The organism is Streptomyces sp. V4I2, assembly GCF_030817655.1.
In the GTDB taxonomy this organism is placed as follows: Bacteria; Actinomycetota; Actinomycetes; order Streptomycetales; family Streptomycetaceae; genus Streptomyces; species Streptomyces plumbiresistens.
Window position 1 is genome coordinate 107,118 of the sequence record NZ_JAUSZM010000003.1, and the last position, 24,660, is coordinate 131,777.

Below are 24,660 nucleotides of genomic sequence, written 5' to 3' on the forward strand. Positions count from 1 at the left end.
CGGATATGGGCAGGAGGCGCTCGGGCGGCGTCGGCGCCCGAGAACGCTGGATGTCATCGGCAGGTCCGCGGAGACGCCGACGAGTGTGTTGCGAGCAGCGGGAGGAAGGGCGGGACATGACGGGCAACAGGGCCCGCCCTGTCCCGCCCGGCTTCTACTGCTGCTCGGTGTTGCGCCGGTTGGCGATCGTGTCGGTGGAGGTGGCTCCGGCCCAGACGCGGACGCTGTCGATCTTGCCGGGGAAGTAGCGCGCGGCAGCGCCGTTGATCTTCGCGCGGCCGACCTCGAACGCTCCGCTGCCCTGCCAGGGGGCGGTGTAGGGCACGCCGTACTCGTCGCCCATCCGGGCGCTGTCGACGTAGAGCTTGAGGCCGCCGAGCTTGGAAGTGTCCTGGTCATCGACTTCCGCCTGGGCGTCGTAGACAACCGTCAGCATGACCGGGACACCCAGCTGAGCCGTCGTAAAGGCGGTGGACTCATTCTCGGTCCAGACCGCTCCGGTGCCGTCCTTGTCCGGGCGGCCGAATGTCCACCGTCCCTGGGTGCTCCCGGCCGGCTGCTCGTACCAGACGCCCCAGGAGGACTGGCTCGTCCCCGACTGACCGAACACCTGCACCGCATACGACTTGCTCGTGTCGGCGAGCTTGGCAGGGTCCAGCGTCACCCAAGCGGTCGCGGTGAACGAGCCGGAGTCATCGACGACCGGACCGGCGGCGGTGGCATACGCGCTGGTGCCGTTCAGGGCCATCGTCTGCGTGGTGGTGACCTCTTCGCCGATGTCCGGGTCGCCGGTGGTGAACTGGGCGAGAGCGGCCCCGTTGAGGGTGAGGTTCCGGCCGAAGCCGCTGGTGTCCTTCACCGTGGTGCCGGTCGCGTTGGCCATGTCCGTGGCGTCCCACTTGGCGACGAGCGCCGGGACCGGGTCGCCGGCCGTGCCGTCGCTGAGGTCCTCGTCCTCCAGCCAAGCCGCGTGGGCGACTTCGGTGTCTGCGAGTGCCCGGGACCAGACCTGCACCTCGTCGATGGTTCCGGCGAAGTTCTCCTTGCCTGCCGCGGCGTGCCACAGCCGTCCGACCTGCAGCCCTCCGGAGGCCTTCCACGGGGTGGCGGTGAACTGCACCGGAGCACCCTGCGGGACGCCGTTGACGTACAGCTGAAGGGTCTGCGCCGCAGCGTCGTAGACACCGGCGAGGTGGGTCCAGGCGTTCAGGACCGGCGGCTTGGTGCCGATCGAGCGGACGATCGCGGGACTGGTGACGTCCGTCTCGTGGCGGTTGAAGATCCAGGCGTTGTAGGCCGTGGAGTAGTACAGCTGGAACCCGGAGGCGTTCGTGCCCGCCTGGGACAGGACGGTGTAGTTGACGTCTTTCTTGGCCAGGCGCGCCCATGCCGAGACGGTGAAGGACTTGGTGGTGTCCAGGACCGCGCCGGAGGTGGAGAGGTAGGCGCTCGTGCCGTTGAGCTTCGCCGCGCCGGAACCGTTGCGGGCCAGGGTGTCCCAGGTGGCCCCGGAGGAAGTCAGCGGGTGCTGGGTGGCGGTGGTGGAGTCGGTGAGGGCGTTGTCCAGGTGCCAGATCCCCGAGGGCTTCTCGGCACCCTTGACCAGGAAGCTGTAGTAGCCGGTGAGCGAGCTGTGGCTGGCCGCGTCGTAGGCGAAGACCTGGATGGTGTTCTCACCGGCCTGGTTGGGTGTGATCGTCTGGGTGGTGGCCGTGCCCTTGGCGACGGTGATCGGAGGGGAGAGCGCTCCGCTGTTCAGCTTCCACCTGAAGCTGACGACGTCCGACTGGATGCCGGCCGTGGTGGCGTTGGTGTCCGCGGGGGTGAAGGTGAACCTGCCCGGCGTGCCCACGCCGCCCGCGGCCGGGGCGGTCTCGGCCGGCTCGTAGACGCCGTCCGCGCTGGACACCACAGGAGGCGGCGGCGAGTCGGTGTCGACCCGGAAGTAGCACCAGGACGACCAGGACGAGTCCAGGACACCACTGGCGCCACGGTCCGTCATGTAGTACGCCTGCGTCTTGACCCGCATCCGGTAGTCCGTCTGCGCCGGCAGCGTGCTGGTGGACGCGTCGCGGCTGGCGTTGTCGGCCACCCAGGCGCCGTCCGGGGAGGCCGCGTACCAGGCGCGGCTGGAGCCGTCGGCCTTCCACACCTCGAACATGGCGCGCAGCTGGGAGTTGGAGCCGTCGGCCGACTGCACCGTGGCGAGCATCTTCGGCGTGGTGTCGCTGGTGGCGAAGGGCAGCGTGGAGGCGTTGCAGGCCCGCCCGGTGGTGCCCTGCTGGACGCCGTACGAGGTCGGCTTGTCCGGGTAGGAGACGTAGGTCACCGACAGCTTGGCGTCGTTGCGGAAACGCGCCCAGGCGGCTGCGTCGGACTCGTCGTGCGCGGTCAGCGAGAAGGTGATCTGCGCCGCCTTGTTCGCGGCGTGGGAGGCGAGGGTCGTGGTGAGGTTCTCGTTCGTCTCCTCGCCCACGTTGTCGCTGAAGCGCACCCAGTTCGCCGGCTGCGACGGGCTGCACAGGGTGCCCCGCCCGTAGGCCACGTTCCGGTCGCCCATCAGGTCGTCCGCGGTGGGGCGGGTCGACCAGGTGGTGCTGGAGGAGATGCCCTTGTTCACGTGGCTGAGGTCGTACCAGTGCGGATCGCAGGTGAACGTCCACAGCTGGTACACCTCCATCGTCGCGTCCAGGATCTTCTTGCCGTGGATCGACGAGAGCGGGTACTCGAAGTACATGCGCTGGGTGTACGGGGTGTTGGCGCAGAGGTAGCCGGCGTAGTTGGAGCAGCGCCCCACGCCCTTGTCGCCGTCGAACTCCCAGTACTTGGTGCCGTTGGAGGCCAGCGCCGTCCAGTCGCCCAGCGCGATGCCCTTGGTCGGCGGGTCGATGTAGAGCGGGAAGACGGTGTCCTCGCCGTGCAGCAGCGCCGGATCGGGCGTGATCTCCAAGGTGGTGCCGGTGACCTTGAGCGGAAGCTCGGCCGCCGCGTCACCGCTGCCGGGGCCCTCCGAAGGGGCCGGCTCGCCCCCAGCGGCGGGAAGCGGGTCCGCCTCCGTCGCCTCCGGCTCGTCCTCGGCTTCTACCGAAGAGGCAGCAGTGCGGGCGAGTTGGGTGGTGACGCCGGTCGTGGTGGTGCCCGTGTCCGGTGTGTCACCGGCCGAGTCCCACATCCGTCCTGCCGGGCTGTCGAAGACCGGGGTGCCGTCGCCGTCGCGCGCGACGAAGCCGCCGTCGGCCGTCGGGGCGATGTCCAGGCCGCCGGCGGAGAGGGTCATCCTGATCGTTGCGAGCGCCGGATTCTGGGCCGCCTCCGCGGTCTTGACCACGAGCACCGAGGTGTAACCGGAGCTCAGCGCGGTCAGTTTCAGATCGACGTCCGGAAGAACTCCAGGGTAGGTGGCGGTGTCGCCGTCGAGCCGGGGCTCGGGCAGAGTGGTGGGCCAGCCGAGCTGCAGCTCGCGCCCCTCGTCCTCCAGCGTGACCAGTCGGTCCCCGCCGCCGCCCGAGAAAGTGAGAACGGCCGTCGTATTCTTCGCCCGCACGGAGCCGTCGGCCTCGCGCACCAGGGTGGTGTCGATGGGGGCCCAGGTGCCGTCGTCCTTCCGGGCACGGACCGGAGCCGCGTTCATGTCCTGCGTGAAGGTGCCGTCCGGGTTGGCGAAGACCTGGGACGCCTCGGTGGTAGCCGCGTCCACGGCCACCCGCTCACCCGTCTCCGCCGCGAGAGCACTCGCCTGCGACTCAGGAGTCCTGTCAGCCGCGACCGAGGCCACCCCGTCATCGGCGAGTGCCGGAGTCACCCCAGCCCCGACCACCGCGCCCCCCAGGAGCGCGCCGGCTAGCGCCCAACTCCCCACCGCCTGACGCCAGCCGTGCCGCCCTGTTTGCGTAAACACGCCCCCACCCGTCCCCTTTAGAATTTCTTTATAAGAAGCAGTGAGGATCATGTGATGATTGATCATGCCGGTCAATGGTGACGCATATCACATTGACCTCTCTTCAACTTCGCAGAGATCATTCGTCGGTCGGAACCCTCTTCACCTGCTGCTTCGCCTGACCGGACATCCGGAATCCGCCCCGCTCTGGTGGCAGCTCGCCGTCGGCGCGGGCAGCCGGGCCGCCTCGGTTGGTGGCCCTCATGCCGCCTCCTAAAAAACTGATTCGCCCTTCTCCCAGCCGGGGCGTCTCTTCCAGCACCACGACGGCCTGCCAGCCGCCGGGTCCCAGCAGCCAGGTGGCGTGTAGCCATGCAATGGTCGTCCGGGCGACTCAGCCGTGTTGGAGGGCCTTGAGGTCCTTCAACGTCAGCTCCTGGGTTCGGGTGGCCGCCTCGCTAGACACCCATCGCGCGATCTGAGGGTCCGGATCGGTGTCGTACCGACCACCCCGTGCGGCCGTGTCCTTACCGTCCGAGGCGATGAGCCTGGTGATGTACCGGGCGAGCTCGGTTGGTCCTCCCCCGCCGTATCCAGTGCCGTAGCCGCCTGCCCTCGTCTCCGGCAGCAGGGACAGCAGACCGTTCTTCGTCCGGGTCCAGAAGGGCCCGGTCTGATCAATAATCAGCCGGTGGAAGTCATCGCCCGGACGTAGATCGAGCGGGGCGAAGGTGAGATGGGTCCACGTCTCGATGTTTCCGCCCACGGTGCGGTAGTGCCGCGCGACGACGGAAAGCCCGAACTCCTGGTCGATGAAGGTCTGATGGCAGACACAGCCTGATCCACCCACCGCTGAGGGGCTGTCCTTGTCGTCCCGTACGCATGCGTGGAACAGCTCGGGGATCTTCTCTGACGACACGAGCGTCGTGTGCAGGGTGTTCGGTTTGCACGGCTGGAGCCTGCTCAACCACTCCCGCACGTACGGTGACTCCTGCTCGATGGAGACCATGCCGTTGAGTCCGGCGCTGGCGAACCCGTGCGCGGGCTCGGTATAGAGGACGAAGTGGGCCCACCCTCGAGCGGGGTCGTAGACCGGCTGTAAGTCGCTCGGCTTGTAGCTCAACTGGCCATGCTCCTTGACGGGCCGTCCTCTTTGGCGAACTGGAATCGGCGGGCGAGACCCAAGCGATCTTCTACCGTCCGGCCGACCCGCCGGCTGACCCTCACCCCACTCTCCTCCGAGCGGGCCGACGCCCTCGCCGTCCATCTGGCCAGCCTCGGCCACACCCTCGCCGGCGTCACCGCGGACCACGACACCGCCACCGCATGCGCCGAAGCCCACGGCCGCTGCCTGCGGCGGGGCCGTCCCCTTGAGGGCGGTGACCGACACCTTCGAGCGGCGGGCGTTTGGTTCTCCGGTATGACCTTTCCACTCACACGAGCGGCACTCCGGGGAAACCGCTGATCACACCCCCTTCAAGGCGGCTACCAACGGCACATGGTCAATGCTGTCCTGCGCGGCCTCGCGGCCGTTGCCCTCGCCGTCCTGCCCGCCACCGTCTCCACCCCTGCCCACGCCGCCGAGACCCTGCCCCTGGCCGAAGCCGTCGCCAGCCTGCCTGTGGCCACCGAGTCCCGTGACGGCTACAGCCGCGACAAGTTCCGTCACTGGAACACCGGCGACGACCCGGCCGACGGGTGTAACACCCGCGCCGAGGTCCTCATCCATGAAGCGGTCGACCCGCCCGCAGTCGGCCCCGGCTGCCGTCTGAGCGGCGGGAGCTGGTTTTCGTATTACGACGCCACCGTCGTGACGGCGGCGTCCGGTCTCGACATCGACCACATGGTGCCCCTCGCCGAAGCATGGGACAGCGGCGCATCGGCCTGGACCCCGCTGCGCCGGGAGGCGTACGCCAACGACCAGGGCGCCAAGCCATCGCTCGTCGCCGCCACCGCGCGCTCCAACCGCAGCAAGGCCGACCAAGACCCCGCCGAATGGCTGCCGCCCGCCGACGACGTGCACTGCCGGTACGCCGCCGAGTGGGTGGGCACCAAACTCCGCTGGGGCCTGGCGGTCGACGACGGCGAGCTGAGCGCGTTGGAGAACGTCGCCGCGGGCTGCCCGGAGCAGACGGTGACGTACGAACCCGCTCCCTGACGTTGCATGGGTCTGCTGCCCGGCTGCCTCCGCGTTGGCCCGGCCTGCCAGGCAAGGCGGGCCACCCCGGAGCGGGGCAGGCGCGCGCTCGTGCCGTGCGAACGAGCAGGATCCATGGCCCGGAACACGGACATAGGAATCAGTCACAGTCGCCCGGGCCGCCACCGCGCCGCCCTTCACCCCGCAGCTCGCGTGAAGGGCTGTACCAAGTGCGTTCGGTACGGACCAGCACAAACCCTACTGCCCTGTGGGAATCGCTATCACGCCACGGGCCCCGGGGGTTCAGAGACGTCCCCGAGGCCCGGCGTATGGAGTCGTGCTGTTCAACGACGGCACGCCAAAGGGAGTCACGCGTCGCGCCAACCGATCCCACGGCGAGTGACGGAAGGCTGCGCTCCGGTCCGCGCTGCGAGTGCGGGGTATCCCGGAGGAGATCCGTGCCATCCAGGCCTCACGAGCACCCCGGTGACCGAACCCTGTAGCTTCCGGCTTCAGCCGGGTATCGCACGGCAGCATAGCGAAAGCAAGGTTGCGTCCAGGGAAGTGGTGTACGGGTTCGTCCTGATCCGGGGGTTTGCTCCGGTATCAGGATGGTGCCCGCATAGATGCATGGGCTTCACCGCCGCAGAAGCCGCTGAAGTGATGGGCAACGAGGAAGCCACCGTCCGCTCCCAACTCCGCACCGGCCGCCGACGCTTGGCCACCCTGCTCAAACTCCGCTGCCCGGAGCACCCCGACGGGAAGAACCGCTCATGACCCCGCTGCCGTCCGACCACCGCACCATCGACGACCCCTGACGCCGACAGCCACCTCGATGAGTTCATCGCCAGCCAGTACGCCGACAAGACCGGCGCCCTCGTCTTCGCCTGCCTGCTCCACCTTGCCGACGACTCAAACGGCGCCCGCTTCTGGTGGCGCTTCGCCGCCGGCTTGGAACATCAGGTCGCCGAATACTGCCTCTTCCTCGAACACGCCCACAGCGGGGAGTACCACGACGCCGACTACTGGCGCACCCAACTACTGCGCCACCACTTTGAACCCACCTGCCTGTGCGGCGACCGCACCACCGCCCCCCTGATCCACCCGCCACAGCTCGACCAGATCCACCCCTACATCACCCGCCAACACCACCCCGAAATCGGCACGGTCCCCCTCCCCCAGCCATCCCTCGTTGAGCAACTGCGCCACCTCACCTCCCCATTGTGAGCTCGGACCAGCCGACCGTCCGAAGCGCCCGTACGGACGAAGGCAGCCCGGCCCTCGGTGCCAGCAACGCGGCGCCGAGGGCGGTGAGGGCTCTCTGCCGTGCGCCGGCCACCAGGCGGCAGACTTCGCGCGGAACCTGCAGACGACTGCCGCCTACGAGCGGTCAGGCAACCGGAGTGGGCGGCGGCAGCGGAATCTCATCCAGCCTCAGCCACCGCTCCCGGCCGTGGGAGAAGGCTGTCTTGTCCGAGACGCTCGTCCGCTGCCCCGACGTCCCCGTCACGGTCACCCTCGTCGGCTGACACGACACCCCAACGCCGCGCCCTGACCGACTTCGTGCGGCACCGGGGCGCGGCGAGAGACGGCATGACTCCCCTACCGGCCCAGGGCCGCATGCCAAGGCTTATCCCGTCATGCGGCCGATTCCAGTCACAACCCTGTTGCATGGCCGAATCCAGTGCCATCCTGTGACCGCGGTGATCCTCTTTCCCCCCAGGCGGAGGCCCCCGCCCCTGGCCCCCGTCCGTGTGCTGTCACCTGGGCGGGGCCGCGCCGCCCCTCCCGGCCCTCCCCACGGGAGGGCCGACGGCTGCGCAGACCCCCCACCAGGTGCACCCTCTACACGCTTGCCTCGCCGATGCGGCGCTTGGCCCGCTTGACCTGGCGCAGCAGCAGCTCCGCATTCGCCCTGTATAGAGAGGCGTCGGCATCAGCCAGGGATGGACAAGCCAGTACAGATCCTCACTCAGCACGGCGCTTCGGGCAGCAGCTGGACGACCCGACCCAAGGGCTGCGCGACCCAGCGAAGAGTATCGGACCCCCACCGAGGAGGAATGGGACGCTTTCCTCGCGCACTTCGAGAAACGCAAGGTCTCCATCGGCACCTGCGGTCGTGCCTTTTCAAGCCCTTGTGTTCATGAACACGCTTGTGTTCGTTGCTCGCTCCTTCGGCCGGACCCGGCCCAGCGCGGCCGATTGGAGGAGATCCGCGACAACCTCCTCGCCCGCATCGCCGAGGCCGAGCGCGAAGGCTGGCTCGGGGAGGTCGAAGGGCTCAGGGTCAGCCTGGCTGGCGCCATAGACAAGCTCGCCCAGGTCGACGCACTAGCCGAGAGACAGTCGGCTGCGGTCCAGCTCGGCATGCCGGGCTTCAGCCGGTCCAGAGGAATCGCTGGGACGCCGAGACCAACGTCATGATCGAAGCCAGAGACGAGCGAAGACGAGGATCAAAACGGAATCGACAGCCCGGCCTCGCGCAGCTGGGAGAGGGCTGTGGACATGCACTGCTGCACCGTCCTCCCATCAGCACGCATGCCATGCTCCAAGGGACCGCCGCTGGCTGCGAACGTCCACGCCGGCGTGCTGTCAGCCACCCTCTCGGCGTCAATCCTGATCATGGCATTCACGCCCTGCTCACCAAGCCATTCCAGGATGAGGAGTGTCACGTCCTCGATGCCACCATCCTGGTCGATCTTTGGCCAGCGGCCCTGGCTTCCTGTCATTGCCCAGACTCTACCGAGGGGTCCGAAGCAGTCGGCGTCCAGCGGTCAGGCCGGGAGGATCAGGGCCTGGTTTTCATTCTGACGAAGAGTTCAGCGCACTCGCTGGCGAAAGAACAGAGTTGGTCTACGACCTGCTGGTACTCCTGCGGATCCCGCACCATGTTCGACGTGGCATCGGTCCACTGCTGCCACAGGCCACCGGCGGCAAGGTATCGGGATGCTCGCTCGGTCCCAAGGACGGCATCGAGGTGAAGCAGTGTGCTGAGAGCAAAGGTCTGGTCGTAGACGAGGTCAGGTTGAGGCAAGTAGCGATCAAGGTATCTGCAGACCAGATCGGCGTCCGCGCTGGTGCCGAAAGTGGCAAGAGTGATGCAGTAGGACCCGCCGTAGGGGCCTCCGCTGGCCAGCAAGAGTTCGCCGATGCGGCTGCGGAACTCGGTCCTGCCAGCCACGGCAACCAGCCAGGAGGCAGTCTTACGCTCTCGCCAACCGCCTTCGAAAAGGATGCCGAGCTCAGCGGGAGTGATCTCCCCGGCAGCCTCGACCAGCTCCCTCATGAAAAGGTCGCGCTCAGGCCCGCTCAACCGCAGCGAGCTTCCACCCAACCGCAGGTACCGCTGGCCGGGCGTGACGAATCGTCGGACCAGGTCCATGAGCTCCGGGTCGGTGTTGGCATAGCGCATGGCTGCATCTTTGCCGGGCGAGGACGCAGCTGTCAGCGGTTTACCCAGGGGCACCGAGTAGCGATCGCTAGTTCAGAGAAGCCTGCATCCGCTGCCCCATGCTCCACGTCGACCCGAAGATGCTCGACCGCCTGGCAGAGATCGAGTCCGATCTCCTCGGCCGCCGCGAGCGCGCCGAAACCGAAAGCTGGCTCGCTGCCTCCGCGTTGGCCCGGGCTGCCAGGCAAGGCGGGCCACCCCGGAGCGGGGCAGGCGCGCGCTCGTGCCGTGCGAACGAGCAGGATCCATGGCCCGGAACACGGACATAGGAATCAGTCACAGTCGCCCGGGCCGAGCCGGTTGTGCGTCGGCTCATCTCCTCTTGAAGGTGGGCGCGGGTGACGGCGTCGGCAGCGTCAGTAGGGTCGACGCCTGCTGGGGCGTAGCGGCAGCTGAAGGCTGCGAAACTAGTCGACTTCGCGGATCGCGCCCCGCTCAAACCCGGGTGCGCCGTACGGTCCCTTCTACGGATGGCGACCGGGTGGTGACGCCGGGTCAGGCATGGGAGGGGTTCCGAGGATGGTCAATGCCCGTACGTACCCGCTGTGGCGGGGTCTTGCGATGAGCGAGGACCTTCCCCAGGAAGCCCTCAAGACGGTGGTTGAGGCCCTGTGCGCCCCGGCGATCAGCCTTCACGGCATCGATTCCCAGGCCGACCGGTGGCGGGAGGAAGCCCTCAAAGCTGCCCTGCCCACGCTGCTGGCCCGGACCTCTGCCAAGCGGCTGCGGAACCGGCTCCTGGTACAGGCCGACGAGAAGATGCTGGCCGCCCTGGCGGCCGACGGCACAGTGACCACCGCCGACCTGCCCGCCATCCTGCGCACCCGCCGGGTCTGGGCCGGACTGGTCGCCGGTCTCGCACGACACCCCGACCAGGTCGAAGCGGCGATCGCTCTCCTTCCCCGCCTCCCCGGTTACGAGGTGGAGCAAGTCGTCCGGGACTGGGATCTCGACCGACACACCCGCGTCGAAGGGACCGCGCCGGCGCCGCGGTCCCCGCCTGGTCCGGTCGTATCTCGGTAGCGGCACACACCCTGCCTCCAGCCACACGCGCCCTACGGCTGGCCGATCATGTCGCTGACAGGCGACAACCTGCGTGGCAGGGTCAGGTGATGGTGAACAGCCTGACGGTGAAGGGGAGTTCGTGGAAGCACGGATACGGGTCGCGTCGGCCGACGTGCCCGAAGCCTTCGGCCGCTGCCCCGGAGGAGAAGACCGTGCCGTGCGGATGCCGCCTGCACCAGCACGTCGTGGACTTGGCCGGCGGGCGCCGGCACGATGAGTGCGGCATCAGCAAGATCTTTTGGCTATCGCGGCGGGGGTTGAGAAACACCTAGTGAGCAGTTCAGCTACACGGCCAACGGCCCCGCCTGCCCGGGCTGGCCGTGTGCCTGATCTGGACCCAGAGATTCCTGATGTCGGCCTGGACGGCCTCGGGAATGCGTGCACCAAGCGCCTGCGGGCCGGCGCCGCGACCGCGGCAGCCGGCGCATCGAACGTTCACTGCCTCGTCCGGCCCTGCGACAGCGGGCGCCGGTCCACGCCTGAGGGTTCATCTCTCACGCCTCACAGATTCGAGCCATGACCAATTCGGCTGCGCCCGTTCGCCTGGCGGCCCCATCGCCCTCCCCGAGCCAGCTTGTTGCAGCTCGGCACATGCGCGCCGTCCACATGGGGGCATGCCTGTGGCGCCTTTGCCATCAGATCGATCTCAGCCAGATCACACAATGCCTGTCGCGTACATGACCCTGAGTGTCTACGGTGTGACGGCTCGTGCGTTGAGGGTGGGGATCATGGGGTCGACGTGCCCTCTGAAGTGCTCTGGGGAGGGCGCATGCGATCACAGACCGGGCTTCTTCATGTGGTCAGCAATAGACGTCATCGGCTACTGACAGTGGGCGCACTCGTGCTGGCGCTGGGCGGGTAGCTCGGTGTCGGCCGACGCCGTGCCGCCTCCGACACCGACCGCACAAGCCACAGGTGCGACGAAAGCAGACGATCGCTCGTCAACCCAGCCGGCCCCGACGGCAGCAGCGGAGCCAGCGCAGACGCCTGACGTGGCGGCTGCCGAGCCCACCACCGACAACGCCGTGTATGCCTACGATGCAGCCGGACGCCTCGTGGGCGTGACCGATCCCGACGGTGAGACCGCCCGCTACCGCTACGACAAGGCCGGCAACCGGCTCGGCATCGACCGGTTCACTTCCAGCACCCTCTCCGTGCTGTCCATCGTGCCCGTGCGGGCCCCCGTGGGTGCGAAGGTCACCCTGTCCGGCACCGGTTTTGCCACCACCGCCGCGGGCAACACTGTGACCTTCGGCGGCAAGGCAGCGACGGTCGCTTCTGCCTCTGCAACCCGTCTTGTCGTGACCGTCCCCTCCTCGGGCGCGGTCAGCGGCACGGTCTCCGTGACGGCAGGCGGTTCGACCGCCGAAGCACCGGAGTCGTTCACCGTGGCCTCCGGACCGACCATTTCAAAGGTAGAACCGGCAACCGGCGCACCCGGCGCGGAAGTCAGCGTCTCAGGTGCGGGGTTCGCCGCGGCCGCAACCGACAACGTGGTGCGCTTCAACGGTGGAACGCTCGCGGAGACAGTCAGCACCTCCCGGGCCACGCTCACGGTGAAGGTGCCTGAATCGGCAACCAGTGGGCGGATCACCGTACAGACACCGGACGGAAGGGTGACCTCCCCGGCTGACTTCATTGTGCCTGTCGCGGAGGATGCGGAAGGCTTCGAGACCACGGTCCGCACCTCGGTGTCCGACGATCCGTCCTCCATCGCCGTCACCCAGACCGGCAAGCGCGCCAGGGTGTTCTTCGACGCTGAGCAGGGACAGGACATCTCTTTTGGTTTCACCCAGTCCACGTTCAGCCCTTCGGCCGTCGTGGAGCTGATCGATCCGCGTGGTGACACTGTCGGCAGTGGCAGGAGCATCCCCTCAGGCGCCAGTGACTGGGAGGTACGCAGCCTCCCAGTCTCCGGAACATACACACTGGTGATCGACCCCTCCTCGGACATCACGGGCGCGGTGACCGTGACGTTGTCTCAGCCGGCCGGCGGGCAGCTGCACTTCACTGACGATCCGGCTGCCACAACGATGAGCCGGGCCGGACAGGACGGATCGTGGACGTTCGCCGCGTCGACGGGGGACTCGTTCAGTCTCGGAATCGACACGGCTGCTATGACCGACAGCCTGACTGCCCGTCTGTACGCGCCCGACGGGAGTCAGCTCGATTCCCTGTCGGTGTCGAAGGCGTACGACGGCTCTGTTGACCTGGATGGGCTGCCCGCCAGCGGGACATACACCCTGTATCTGGATCCGTCGAATGGCGCGACCGGAACCGCCACCGTCACCGTCTCCCACTATGCGCAGGCTGCCGCGCTGGAACCGGCCGGCAAGGCCGTGCAACTGGCGATCAGCCGTCCCGGGCAGGATGGCACTGCCTCCTTCACCGCTGCGGCCGGGCAGAAGGTGTCGCTCGGGGCCACGTCCACGGGATTCTCCTCATCCGTCACCTATCGGGTGTACGCCCCGGACGGCAGCGAGGTGGACAGTTTCTCCGTCTCTGCTGGCAGCACGACGGACTGGGACAGTGCGGCTCTCCCCCAGACCGGCACCTACCGACTGCGCATGTCGCCTGCCCGCCTCGGCACGGGAGCGCCGACGACCACGCTCTCCCGACCGGTGGACGTTGGACGTCTCAGCTCGACGGGCGACGCGGCCTCGGCGAACATCACCCGTCTCGGGCAGAACGCGGAGGCCACCTTCAACGCCTCGGCGGGAGACGATCTGTCGCTCGGCATCACGGAGAACACGCTCACAAGTTCCGCCTCTCTCGGCGTGATCGCTCCGTAAGGCGCCAAGGTCGGCGCCACCACCACGGTGGCATCCGGCGGTGCACGAACCCAGGGGCTGTCGGATCTGCCGGAAACCGGAACGTACACGGTGATCCTCGATCCCTCCGGCGGCGCGCAGGGCAGCCTGAAGCTGACGCTTTCCGCCGATCTTGCTGTCGACGTCGCTGTCGACGGCGCCTCGGTGTCGGCCACCGCGGCGCGCCCCGGTCAGCGGATCCGCGCACGTTTCACAGCGGGCAGTGACTTCGTCGGCGTCGGATTGGCCAGCAACAGCATCAACCAGACCACCTCCCTCAATGTGATCGGCTCGGCAGGCGGAGACGGCACTTCGGTGACCTCCGTGAGCAAGAACACCACGCAGGCGGCCCAGCTGAGCCCCCTGACAGCTGGCGCGGCCTACATGCTGCTGCTCGAACCACAGTCCGCCGGCACCGGTGCGGTAACGCTGTGGCTGTCCACTCCGGCCAAGGCGGGTGCACTGTCGCAGGCCGACCGCGCCGGAACAATCAGCCGCCCCGGACAGCAGCTGGAGTACACGCTGGATGCCCAGGCCGGGGACGGGGCATCCGTGGTGTTCACCGGCACCACGCTCACGGGGACCACCGCAATCAAGCTGCTGAGTCCGGGAGCGACGGAGCCGACCAGCCTCGAGAATCTTCTGACTTCTGCAACCGATGCGGCACCATCGGCCTGTCAGCCACCGCGTCCGCGTCAGCCGACAGCGCGCAAGACGTGGAAGGCCCGGCCAAGAGCACCGGCGACGGCACGGTACCGGCCGGCGCCGATGCTTGGCAGCCGGACAAGCACAACCTCATCGGCCGGGACTGGGCGACCCGGCGCGGCACGGCACCGAAGGCTCCGGCGAAACTGCGTGCTCCGCCGGGCAAGACCGCGCTCACCGGGCACGTGCTCAAGCTGGACGGCAAGCCACTGGCCGACGTGAGCGTCCGGGTCGGCATAAGGACCACGCGCACGGACGCCAAGGGCCGATTCCTGCTTGCCGGGATCAGTGCGGACGCCACCACGTTGGTCGTCGACGGCTCTACCGCCAACACCAGCAAGCGCACCTACGGCCGCTTCGACATCCGCGTCCAGCCCCAGGCCGGGATGTCGGTGGATCTCGGTTTCCCGGTGTGGATGACGCCGCTGGATACCAAGCACACCGTCACCTTCGAGGTTCCTGCGGAAAAGGACGTCGTCCTGACCACCCCGCAGATCCCGGGTCTTGAAGTCCGCATCCCCAAGGGCTCGGTGGTACGCGACGAACACGGCAAGCCCGTCACCGAGCTGGGCATTACCGCGATCCCAATCGACAGGCCACCCTTCCCGCTGCCGACGAACAGCGTCGTTCCCATCTACTTCACCGTCCAGCCCGGCGGGATGTATGTGTTCCCCAAGGGCGCTCAGATCATCTACCCCAACTACACCAACGAACCGCCGGGCACCGTTGTCGACTTCATGGACTACGACCCGGACGGCAAGGGCTGGTACGTCTACGGACACGGCGAGGTCAGTGCCAACGGCACCCAGGTCATCCCGGACGACAAAACCCGGGTGTGGGCCTTCCACGGCGCCATGTTCAACACCCCAGCCCTGCCCTCCTGGCTCACCTCCTGGCTGGACGACACCATCGACTGGCTCTCCGGCGACCCGGTAGAGCTCTCCACGGGCCTGCTCACCGACGCCCATACCGACCTGGCCGTCGACGACGGCCTGGTCCCCATCGAGGTCACCAGGACCTACTGGCAGGGCGATACCGCCAAGCGCTCCTTCGGCATCGGACGCGACCTCATCTACAACGCGTTCCTGCACTCCGAGGAGCAGTACAAGGAAGTCGATCTGTATCTTCCCGGCGGGCAGAAGGTGCACTACGTCCGTACCTCCGCCGGCACCAGTTTCAGCGACGCCGTCTTCCAGCCGGCGAGCGCCTCCAGCCGCTTCCGCGGCACCGTGATCAAGTGGAACCGCACCTCGGGCTGGGACCTGACCTTCCCCGACGGCACCGTCTGGGAGTTCCCTCAGTACTCCCCGCTCCACGAGATCCGTGACCGCTATGGCAACACGCTGACGCTCACTCGCGCCAACCGCTACAGGGGACCAATCACCCGGCTCGTCACGTCCGGCGGCCGGTGGATCAACTTCACCTACGACACACAAGACCGCGTGACCGGGGCCCGGGACAACGCTGGCCGCGCGGTGTCGTACGCCTACGACAGCGCCGGGCGTCTGGAATCGGTCACCGACCCTGCAGGGAAGGTGAGTTCGTACACTTACGACGCCACGTCCAACCGCATCGCGACCGCGAAGGACGCCCGCGGCATCGTCTACATGACCAACACATACGATGCCAACGGCCGGGTCAAAAAGCAGATCCTGACCGCGGGACAGCAGTACTCCTTCGCCTACACCACCACCGGGACCGGCGAGGTCACGGCCACAGAGGTGACCCAACCCGGCAACGCGGTGCGGCGGGTGGAATTCGACGGCGGTTACGGCTACTCCGACACCCAGGCATACGGCACGGAACTCGCCAGAAAAACGGTCTATGAACGAGGCACAGGGCACCGCATCGACGCAGTCGTCGACCCCTCCGAGCGGCGCACCAAGCTGTCCTACGACGCCAACGGCCATCTGACGGGCGCGGTCGAACTCGCCGGAACCACCGATGCGCGCCCCAGCGGCACCGTGGTCTACGACGGCGCATACGACCAGCCGGGCAGCATCACCGACGCACTCGGCCACACGACCACGTTCGCCTATGACGCAGACGGCAATCTGACAAAGACCACTGATCCTGAAGGGCGGGAGACCGCCTACACGTACAACAGCGCCGGGCAGCTCGAGACGGTCACCGATACCTCGCACGCGGTCACGACCTACAGCTACAGCAATGGCGACCTCACGGCGATCACAGATGCCGAAGGCCGCACCTCCGTCCAGTTCACGGACGCCGTCGGCCGGCCGAGCGCGCTGTCCGACGAATCTGGCTCGTCGACGACTGTGACGTACGACGAGCTCAACCAGACCCGCAGGGTCACCGATCCGCTGGGCAACACCACGGACCTTGATTACGACGCCAACGGCAATCTCACCGTCCTGACCGACGCCCGCGGCAACACCACGACCTGGGCCTATGACGAGGCGGACCGCCCGAAGTCTGCGACCGACCCCCTGGGTGCGCAGGCGCTGTTCGAGTACGACGCGGCCGGCTTCCTGAAGAGGGCCACCAGCCGATCCGGCCAGGCGGCCACGGCCGAGTACGACCTGCTGGGCCGCCCCAAGAGCACCCAGTACGGCGTCAATCCCCAGGGCGTCGCGGAATCCACGGTCACATACGGCTACTACGCCAACGATCTACTCAAGCAGGTCACCGACAGCCAGTCCGGCAGCCAGTCCTTCACCTATGACGTCTACGACCGGCTGGCCTCCACCACCAGCCCCACGGGCAAGGTCGACTACGGCTACGACTCTGGGGACCGCCGCACCCTGGTGACGGCGGCCGGAGTGAGCACCACCTACGGGTACGACAAGTCGGACATCCTCACGTCAGTCAATTCCGGCGCCCAGGAGGTCACCTTCGGCCTCGACCAAGTGGGCAGGGAGAAGACCGCATCCCTGCCCGGCAACATCACCCGCACCACCGGCTACGACACAACCGGTGTCATCAAGTCCATCGCGTACGCGCAAGGCACCAAGACCATAGGCGATCTGGCCTATACGCGAGACCAACGCGCCCTGCAGACCGGCTTGACCGGCTCGCTGGCACAGGTCGCTCTACCTGTCGCGGAGAGCGGGACGCAGTTCGGCAAGGACAACCGCATCGCCACCTACGCCGGGCGCACATTCGCCTATGACGCAGATGGCCAGCTCAAGAGTGACGGCCTGCGCACCTACGCCTGGAACGGCCGAGGCGAACTGACCGGCCTGACCAAGGCAGGAACCGCCTCGTCGTTCGGCTACGACCCGCTCGGCGGACGCATCTCCAAGACCATGGGCACTGCCACCAGCCGGTATCTCACCGACGGCTCCAACCCTCTGGTGGAGCAGAACGGTTCGGGGACAACGACGGCCACCGTGGCATCCGCCGGCCTGGACGACTTCCTGGCCCGCACCGAGGGCGGCAAGACCCAGGTCTATCTGACTGACACCCTGGGCACCGTGGTCGGCCTGGCCAACACGGACGGCACGGTCGCCACGACCTATGCCTACGACCCCAACGGAGCACCCACCGCCTCTGGCACGGCATCGTCGAACCCGTACACCTTCACCGGCCGCGAAGACGACGGCACCGGTCTGCTCTACTACCGCGACCGCTACTACGACCCCCAGACCGGCCGCTTCATCTCGCAGGACTCCATCGGCCAGGCAGGCGGCACCAACCTCTACCAGTACGCCCTGTCCTCCCCCACCACCTACACCGACCCGTCTGGCAACAACCCCATGATCGCCGGATGCCTCATCGGCGGGCTCATGGACGGCGGCCTGGACTGGCTCGCCCAGCGTCTGTCCGGCCGGAAGGTCGACTGGGGCCAGGTCGGGCAGGCCGCTGCCATCGGCTGCATCGGCGGCATGCTCGGCGCCGGCCTGGGCGCCAAGGTGGGAACACGTGTACCGGGCTGCAACAGCTTCACCGGTGACACTCACGTCCTGATGGCCGACGGCACCCGCAAGCCGATCAAGGATGTTGCGATCGGCGACACGGTGATCGCAACCGATCCCGAGACCGGGGAAACCGGGCCCCGCAAGGTCACCGCCTTGATCAAGGGGAGCGGTGACAAGCAACTCGTCGACATCACCGTCGACACCGACGACACCGCCGGATCTGAATCCGCCACGGTCACCGCCACCGACGGCCACCCCTTCTGGGTCCCCGCCCTCCACCAGTGGCTCGACGCCGCCGACCTCACGGCCGGGCAGTGGCTGCAGACCAGCGCCGGCACCTGGATCCAGATCACCGCCATCCGGCATCACACCCAGTCGACCGCCGTCTACAACCTCACCGTCGACGACCTCCACACCTACTTCGTCACCGCAGGCAGCCAGGACCTCCTGACCCACAACTCCACCTGCATCCTGGGGCGCACAGACGACATCAGAAAGTACACCCGTGCACGGCCTGGCGTCGACTACGGCGACGACATCCTCAACCTCCGCGGCACCATAAACGGCCCCAGAGGCGGCCGCGGCGTCGGTGCCTGGAACTGGACTCGCAACAAGCGCTTCATCGATGATGCGCTGGCCAGTGGCAAGACGATCCGTCTGGTGACCGATCCCACCAAGCCCATCTACAAGGGCGGGAACGGCTACCAGCGGGAACTGAGGTATCTCAGGGACAAGGGGTACGGCTGGCGCAAGGTGGGCGAGTACTGGGAAGTCGTCAGGGTCAGGCCCTAGCCCAGCCGCAACAGCGAGAGCCGGAGGCACCCGTGGTTCCGTCAGCGAAAGTCTTCTTCGACGAAGTTCGAACAGCCTATGCCCCCACGGCAGATGTCCTGGGGCTCACCGGTCCCGAGGAGACCGAACGGGTGATGCCAAGTGCTCACTACAAGGGTCCTACCGTCGAGTACTGGATCTCTCTCGACTACTCGGAGGGAACCGTGGGGTGCAGCGTCGAACTAGAAGCAGACACCTACCTCCTGACGGTGGACATTGAGCCGTTGGCTATCACCGCCGGAGTGGTGGAGAGGCGCGGCGGCATCTCTTTCAGTGCCCGAAACCTGAAGCAGTTGCGGAAATCCCTCCAGGGACAGGCCGATTACGTCCAGCGTGTGCATCCGTTCCTCATCGGTGCTGATGCCGCCCAGGAGTTGATGCGACAGGCTGGCGCCCGTATGTGGTCCAAGGGCGGGACGCCGTGATCCGGGTACCGCAGACACGGACTCCCTCTCCCCCAACGGACCGAAAGGAGACCTCAGGCCGAGGCAAGCCGCCTCAAAAAACGCGCAGCACCAGCCGCGCGGGATCCGCATCTGTGGTCGGCGGGCCGACCACAGTGAGCGCCATCGCTCTACGCAACTCGGCCAGCCAGCACGGAACCCTGGACCCCGGCCCGTCTCGCAGGATGCTCCGCGGTGTCCGGTCCCCGCCACTGACCTCTTCCGACAAGCGGAGCCAGCCCGCCAAGCCCACTCACGATCAGGAGGGCCCGTGACGACAAGCAGGCGGAAGGTCCTGCGCGTTCCCCTTGCCGCCGCGGCCGTTGGAGCCGGAAGTCTCACCGCCACAGGCGCTGTGGCCCTGTATACGCAATCTCCTGACCACAACACACCGGAACCGGCGCATCTGCGCGGAGCAGCACCCCTGCCGTATGCACAGGTCGTCGCTTTTGATCTCGCAAGCGCAGGACGCCGTGCAGAGGCTCTGCGCGCCGCGCACGACGCCGTCACGGCGATCGACGGCGGCAAGTACGCCGCCTGGCTGGCGCTGGGCGACAGCATCCTGGCCGGGAGCGCCAGCAGGCCGCGGCGCCTCAAGCGGATGCCGTCGTTCGCTGGTGACGTCCTGGATTCATCGCAATCGCACGGGGACCTCCTGCTGCAGATCACTGGGGCCTCGGCCTCGGGCGCTCGACAGGCTGCGGCACGGGCACTGGCCTTGTTGCCCCAGTGGCGAGTGCGCTGGCGCTTGGACGGCAACCGTCCCGAAACCCGCAGTGAGCACGGACAGGGACTCGCCCGCAATCCCTTCCACTTCACCGAGGGATACGGCAACCCCGCCAGCCCGGCCGGGATCACTGAGCGCGCCATCGTCACCGCCGACCAGGGGGAGCCGTCCTGGGCAGTGGGGGGCAGTTACCAGGTGATCCGGATCATCCGGCTCGCCACCGACTTCTGGGACCGAGACAGCGTTGCCGCCCAGGAGCGCATCATCGGCCGACGCAGAGACGGGCGCTGGCTGGACGGTACGCCCAGCGATGAGCGGCCGGTGTTCACGGCTGACGCCCTCGGCAAGATCACCCCGCTTGACGCCCACGTCCGCAGGGCGGCCCCGGACAGACGCAGTCCCCCACCCTTAGTCCGGCGCGGCTACAACTATCGCCGAGGCACCGGCGATCAAGGGCTGGTTTTCTCCTGCTTCCAACGCGACCTGGAAAAGGGCTTCGAAGCGGTACAGGCCCGGCTGGAAGGTGAGGCCATGGCCAAGTACACCCTCACTGTCGGAGGCGGCTATTTCTTCGTCCCGCCTCCGGGGAACACCTGGCTCGACACCCTGGCGAAGGAATGACAGTCAAAGAATCACTCCTCCCGACGGGCGACGGGGTGGCAGGGGTCGCTGAAAACAACTCGACTCCGGCCCGTTCGGGCGTCGTATCGCTGGAAGGAACATGCCGACGAGCCGTCCGGGGCGTATCGGGCAGCCTCCCGCTGCCTCCGGGGTCTGTACGGCGCATTGTCCAGGTAGAGCGGTGGACAGCGTTAGGAGTGCGGGAGTGTTGGGACGCGGGCCCAGACCATCTTTCCTGAGCTCTGCGGCTGGGAGCAACCCCAGGACGCGCTGAGTGCTGCGATGATCTGCAGGCCGCGTCCCGATTCGCTGAGCTGTGTTGGGTGTTGGAGTGTGGGTGCGCAAGGGCTCGGATCCGCCACCGCGCATATGACCGGCCTGCTGTCTGCGTGCGAGTCCGAGCCAGGCTGTCGTGGCGGGTTCGTCGTGGCTGTCTGGTTCCAGTGCGTGTCGCGCGGCGTTGGCGATGAGCTCCAACCGAGGGTCCTCGAAGATCCAGTCGTCGTCCAGGTCTTCGTTGTTAAGCCGGTGCTGCTGGATGTCGGCACTAGTGCTGAATTCCGCTTTCAGTGGGTAGAGCTGCTGGTAGCGGGGTGGTTGCGGGTACTCGGGGGCGGGTGCTGGACGATGGTGTTACGGGTACGGCCGGGCCGTGACGAGGGCGAGCAAGCGGTGGTCCACCGCCTGGCGGCTGCCAGGAAGGCGCCGAAGGCTCTGGTGGAGCGGTGCCGGATGGTGGAGCTGAGCTGGGACGGCTGGCTGGTCCCGCAGATCGCCGACGAGCTGAGGTGCAGTCAGAAGACGGTGCGCCGCTGGCTGCACCGGTTCAACCGCTTGGGGCTTGAGGGCCTGGAAGATCTGGGCGGGCAGGGCCGCAAGCGAAGGATCACCGAGGCCGAACGCTCCCGGATCATCGCGATGGTCAAGCAGACCCCGCCCGGTCGGCTTGAGGTGCAGCCGTCGAACGAGATGTGGGCCGCGGACGAGTCGGGACCCTCGGAATGGACCTTGGACGCACTGGCTGCCGCGGCCCGGGACCTGGGAATCGAGGTAAGCCGCTCCCAGGTGCGCCGCATCCTGCTGGCCGAGGGCGTGCGCTGGCGGCGCACACGCTCGTGGACGCGCCCGAGAGATGCAGACTTCGAGGGAAAAGGACGCGGATCGTCGAGCTCTACACCAGCCCGCCCGCCGGTGCGACGGTCGTCTGCGCCGACGAGCTCGGCCCGGTGATCCCACGCGCCTTCCCGCCGGCACCGGGCTGGTCACCGGACGGACACCGCATCAAGAACGAGATCGACTACTCCCGCGGACCGGAGAAAACCTGGGTCTACGGCGCCTTACGCGTCCGCGACGGCCAGGAGCTCACGATGACCGCCACCTCCCGCAACAGCGCCTTCTACCAGCAGTTCCTTCAGCTGGTCGAGGACGCCAACCCCGTCGGGGACATCTATGTGATCACCGACAATCTGTCCTCGCACAACAGCGTGTCCACCCGAACCTGGCTCGAGGACCACCCCCGCATCAGGCACGTGTTCATCCCGGTCGGCGCCTGCTGGCTGAACCTCCAAGAGGGCTGGTGGCGCATCTTCCGCAAGACCGCCCTGGCCGGACGCTCCTTCGGCGACCGCGACCACATCACCCACGCCACCGAAGTGGCCACAGCCCAGCTCAACGCCCGCGCCCGACCTTGGATCTGGGGCAGACCCGCACCGCCCACACGGCGCTTACGCCGCCGATATGTGTACGTCCTTTGAGGAACGAAGCACTAGGCGCTGCGGCGGCCACCTCTCTCACCACGTCCTCCCAGTGGGGCTGGAGCATCAATACCACGATGGACTGGGGTGTCGGGGACAGACCGCCCGCATACTCGAGCCACGACAACACTGCCTTACGCAGAAAGAGATGCTTGCTCATACGGCCTGAAAGTAGCGGTCCCAGTCGCATCTGGGCAGCAGTTTTCCAAGGCTGGAACCAGTAGCGACCGCATCGTTCGAGCAGCAGCTGACTGTCACGTGACTCGTACCTCGCAGCATTGTTGAACAGCGAAGATCCCGCGCCAGGCCCCAACGGGATCTTCTTCCCCCAGGGGCCCGTGACGCTGCGACGTCTCACGTCGACGCGCTGGAGATTCTCAGTAAAGCCCCTGATTGGCCTGGCGCGTCAACGAGTTAGAGCTGCTCTCCGGCCGAGGGCCCGATGACAACCGCCAGGGAATACTGCAGCTTCCAAATAACGGCGCTTCACCAGTAGGTGCGCGAGACGCAGGAGGCGATCGTCGCCGCGGTCACCGGGCCTTTGACCGGGCCGCGGACCCTGCTGCTGGGGCGGTATGACCGGGGCGGGCGGCTGCAGTACACCGGCCGCACCACCACGCTGCCGCAGGCGGCCGGCCGCGCCGTCGCAGGAATGCTGGCCCCTGCCGCGGATGAGCATCCGTGGACGGGCTGGACGTTCTCTGCCGGGTGGGGAACGAGGGAGACCTTGACCGTGACCCTGGTGCAACCGGAGCTGGTGGTGGAGGTCGGCGTCGACGTGGCCCGGGACAGTGCCGGGCGCTGGCGCCATCCTGCCCGCTGGTACCGCCCGCGCCCCGACCTCTCCCTCGATGACACCGCACGTTTCGGTAACCCTGCCTAACTGTGGTGTCTGAGGTGATATTCCGAGGTGAGTTGGGGCATGCATGATCGCTCGCCTCAATCCGGGTTAGCTGGCCGCCAGGAGACGGCTCGCGCGGGCGGTGAGCTCGCGCGCTGTCGCGTCACCGGGGAACCGTCCAAGGCGGACCTGCATATCCTCGGCGGCGTCGCGGACACGCACGGACTTCACGCCCTCCGCGCAGTCAACGAATTCTGACCAGGCGCTCAGCGCGCCGTCGAAGTCGCCCTGGTGAATGCGGATCTCGCCGAGGTGTCCGAGCACGCTGGCCCGGGTGCGCCGGCGGTCCAAGCCGTATTCTTCGAGGGCCTGATCGAGATGTTCGGCGGCGGCAGTCAGGTCCCCCATTCTGGCCAGCGTCATGCCGGAGGCGTAGGCCCAGCGGCCGATGGTGAAGTGCGATGCCCAGGACTCGCCGGGGGGTGCGCTGGCAGTACGTTCGATCTGCGTCTGGGAAGCGTTCAGGGAGCTGGTGGCGGTGCGGTGGTCGCCGTCGAGCGCTGCGGCGTCGGCGTGCGTCGACTGGTAGTAGGCCACCGCACGCGGGTCGTCGAGGTGTCTCGCGTAGTTCATGGTCATCTCTGCCAGCGCAACCGCCTCGGCGCGGTGCCGGAGGCCCTGGTTGATGGCCTGCACGGTGAGGCCGCGCAGTGCGGTGGCGGCGAGTTCGGGTTCTGCGGCCTCGTCGGCGAGACGCCAGGCGTGGGCGTAGTAGTGGCGCGCGAGGATCTGGTGCCGTTTGTCATCGCCTTCGTCCTGCGCCATCCATCCGATGACGTGAGCGAGTTGACTGGTGGCGGCGTATAAGTCGCGGCCGGTGGCCTCGGTGTAGCGGCCGTTCAGCCAGGGTGCGGCGTTCTCGGTCAGGTGGCGCACGGCGAGATTCCGGACGTGGCCGCCGCCGTATTCGGCGGCGCTGTCGCCGAGAGTCTTGACCATGGTCTTGATTGCCTCGACCTCGCCCTTGCCGACCCGTACAGCCGTTGCGGGGGCGGCGCGGACACGGCGGGTGATGGCGTCCGAGTCGGGCACGCCGAGGAACGACAGGGCAGCGCCGGTTGAGGCCGACAGCAGGAAGCTCCGACGGTCCACGTCACTCCTCCCAAGGGCCAGCACTGATGTCACGGTATCCATGGTCGGCGCCGCGTACTCGGCTGGACCTGCGCTGTGGGGGTTGATCCCTAGGACCCGGATGACCGCCGGGAACCACAGGTCTCCCAGCCCGCGCTCTCCGATCAGCAGTTTCCGCGCGTACTGGCGGGACATGCCCTGCGGCCCGCGCCCGGCGGCGAGGCCGAGTTCTCGGGCCAGCTTGGACGGGCCCCAACCGCGTTCTTCGCAGGCCTGACGGATCAACTGTGTCAACGGCTCCGGTTCTTGCGCCATCTGTGGACCCCCTCCCCAGGGTTACAGAGGACTACGCGGGGTTACATCGTGGGTCCTATTGGCCCTGCTTA

Annotated in this window: 20 protein-coding genes; 13 read left to right on the plus strand and 7 right to left on the minus strand. The window is 67.5% G+C overall.

The window, feature by feature from the left end; translation table 11 throughout:
- Positions 1 to 154: 154 nt before the first annotated feature.
- The 3 genes from QFZ76_RS01200 to QFZ76_RS01210 all read right to left on the minus strand — a co-directional run bounded on the left by QFZ76_RS01200 (position 155) and on the right by QFZ76_RS01210 (position 5,000).
- Positions 155 to 3,703 carry a LamG domain-containing protein gene (locus tag QFZ76_RS01200; protein WP_307679890.1) on the minus strand — a complete coding sequence of 1,183 codons (3,549 nt, stop codon included), beginning with the start codon at positions 3,701 to 3,703 and terminating at the stop codon, positions 155 to 157.
- Between the two features lie 313 nt (positions 3,704 to 4,016).
- The gene (locus QFZ76_RS01205; RefSeq protein ID WP_307671927.1) at positions 4,017 to 4,142 is read right to left on the minus strand and encodes a hypothetical protein; all 126 of its coding nucleotides are present in this window, start codon (positions 4,140 to 4,142) and stop codon (positions 4,017 to 4,019) included.
- A gap of 129 nt (positions 4,143 to 4,271) precedes the next feature.
- Complete coding sequence (locus QFZ76_RS01210) at positions 4,272 to 5,000, minus strand: hypothetical protein (protein ID WP_307671928.1); 729 nt, start codon at positions 4,998 to 5,000, stop codon at positions 4,272 to 4,274.
- A gap of 375 nt (positions 5,001 to 5,375) precedes the next feature.
- Here QFZ76_RS01210 and QFZ76_RS01215 point away from each other — a divergent pair, with 375 nt between their 5' ends.
- The 4 genes from QFZ76_RS01215 to QFZ76_RS01230 all read left to right on the plus strand — a co-directional run bounded on the left by QFZ76_RS01215 (position 5,376) and on the right by QFZ76_RS01230 (position 8,438).
- A complete protein-coding gene (locus QFZ76_RS01215) occupies positions 5,376 to 6,035 on the plus strand; it encodes an HNH endonuclease family protein (RefSeq protein WP_307671929.1) in 660 nt (219 codons plus the stop codon).
- Positions 6,036 to 6,644: 609 nt separating this feature from the next.
- Positions 6,645 to 6,791, plus strand: a complete 147-nt coding sequence (locus tag QFZ76_RS01220; protein WP_307671930.1) for a hypothetical protein — start codon at positions 6,645 to 6,647, stop codon at positions 6,789 to 6,791.
- 174 nt (positions 6,792 to 6,965) lie between these two features.
- Positions 6,966 to 7,241, plus strand: coding sequence for a hypothetical protein (locus QFZ76_RS01225; protein ID WP_307671931.1), 276 nt, complete (start codon positions 6,966 to 6,968; stop codon positions 7,239 to 7,241).
- A 975-nt stretch (positions 7,242 to 8,216) separates the two neighbouring features.
- Complete coding sequence (locus tag QFZ76_RS01230) at positions 8,217 to 8,438, plus strand: hypothetical protein (protein WP_307671932.1); 222 nt, start codon at positions 8,217 to 8,219, stop codon at positions 8,436 to 8,438.
- Positions 8,439 to 8,467: 29 nt separating this feature from the next.
- On the opposite strand, the gene QFZ76_RS01235 is transcribed toward QFZ76_RS01230, so the two are convergent.
- Positions 8,468 to 8,743 (minus strand): hypothetical protein, encoded by a 276-nt coding sequence (locus tag QFZ76_RS01235; RefSeq protein ID WP_307671933.1) that lies wholly within the window; start codon positions 8,741 to 8,743, stop codon positions 8,468 to 8,470.
- A 59-nt stretch (positions 8,744 to 8,802) separates the two neighbouring features.
- Positions 8,803 to 9,426 (minus strand): DUF6000 family protein, encoded by a 624-nt coding sequence (locus QFZ76_RS01240; protein ID WP_307671934.1) that lies wholly within the window; start codon positions 9,424 to 9,426, stop codon positions 8,803 to 8,805.
- Positions 9,427 to 10,026: 600 nt separating this feature from the next.
- Here QFZ76_RS01240 and QFZ76_RS01245 point away from each other — a divergent pair.
- A complete protein-coding gene (locus tag QFZ76_RS01245; RefSeq protein ID WP_307671935.1) occupies positions 10,027 to 10,488 on the plus strand; it encodes a hypothetical protein in 462 nt (153 codons plus the stop codon).
- A gap of 82 nt (positions 10,489 to 10,570) precedes the next feature.
- Here QFZ76_RS01245 and QFZ76_RS01250 read toward each other — a convergent pair whose 3' ends face one another.
- The gene (locus tag QFZ76_RS01250; protein ID WP_307671936.1) at positions 10,571 to 10,756 is read right to left on the minus strand and encodes a hypothetical protein; all 186 of its coding nucleotides are present in this window, start codon (positions 10,754 to 10,756) and stop codon (positions 10,571 to 10,573) included.
- A 766-nt stretch (positions 10,757 to 11,522) separates the two neighbouring features.
- Here QFZ76_RS01250 and QFZ76_RS01255 point away from each other — a divergent pair.
- The 8 genes from QFZ76_RS01255 to QFZ76_RS01290 all read left to right on the plus strand — a co-directional run bounded on the left by QFZ76_RS01255 (position 11,523) and on the right by QFZ76_RS01290 (position 23,185).
- Positions 11,523 to 13,322 (plus strand): IPT/TIG domain-containing protein, encoded by a 1,800-nt coding sequence (locus tag QFZ76_RS01255; RefSeq protein ID WP_307671937.1) that lies wholly within the window; start codon positions 11,523 to 11,525, stop codon positions 13,320 to 13,322.
- A gap of 27 nt (positions 13,323 to 13,349) precedes the next feature.
- On the plus strand, positions 13,350 to 14,267 hold the full coding sequence (locus QFZ76_RS01260; protein WP_307671938.1) for a hypothetical protein: 918 nt from the start codon (positions 13,350 to 13,352) through the stop codon (positions 14,265 to 14,267).
- A gap of 632 nt (positions 14,268 to 14,899) precedes the next feature.
- Positions 14,900 to 18,718 carry an RHS repeat-associated core domain-containing protein gene (locus tag QFZ76_RS01265; protein WP_307679891.1) on the plus strand — a complete coding sequence of 1,273 codons (3,819 nt, stop codon included), beginning with the start codon at positions 14,900 to 14,902 and terminating at the stop codon, positions 18,716 to 18,718.
- Positions 18,719 to 18,750: 32 nt separating this feature from the next.
- Positions 18,751 to 19,182 carry a hypothetical protein gene (locus QFZ76_RS01270; protein ID WP_307671939.1) on the plus strand — a complete coding sequence of 144 codons (432 nt, stop codon included), beginning with the start codon at positions 18,751 to 18,753 and terminating at the stop codon, positions 19,180 to 19,182.
- A 289-nt stretch (positions 19,183 to 19,471) separates the two neighbouring features.
- Positions 19,472 to 20,548 (plus strand): Dyp-type peroxidase, encoded by a 1,077-nt coding sequence (locus QFZ76_RS01275; protein WP_307671940.1) that lies wholly within the window; start codon positions 19,472 to 19,474, stop codon positions 20,546 to 20,548.
- Positions 20,549 to 21,175: 627 nt separating this feature from the next.
- A complete protein-coding gene (locus QFZ76_RS01280) occupies positions 21,176 to 21,778 on the plus strand; it encodes a helix-turn-helix domain-containing protein (RefSeq protein WP_307671941.1) in 603 nt (200 codons plus the stop codon).
- Positions 21,709 to 22,302 (plus strand): IS630 family transposase, encoded by a 594-nt coding sequence (locus tag QFZ76_RS01285; RefSeq protein ID WP_307679892.1) that lies wholly within the window; start codon positions 21,709 to 21,711, stop codon positions 22,300 to 22,302. Before QFZ76_RS01280 ends, QFZ76_RS01285 begins: the two co-directional genes overlap by 70 nt.
- A gap of 496 nt (positions 22,303 to 22,798) precedes the next feature.
- Positions 22,799 to 23,185 (plus strand): hypothetical protein, encoded by a 387-nt coding sequence (locus QFZ76_RS01290; RefSeq protein ID WP_307671942.1) that lies wholly within the window; start codon positions 22,799 to 22,801, stop codon positions 23,183 to 23,185.
- A 66-nt stretch (positions 23,186 to 23,251) separates the two neighbouring features.
- Here the strand turns inward: QFZ76_RS01290 and QFZ76_RS01295 are convergent, their stop codons facing one another.
- Complete coding sequence (locus tag QFZ76_RS01295) at positions 23,252 to 24,589, minus strand: tetratricopeptide repeat protein (protein WP_307671943.1); 1,338 nt, start codon at positions 24,587 to 24,589, stop codon at positions 23,252 to 23,254.
- Positions 24,590 to 24,660: the final 71 nt, after the last annotated feature.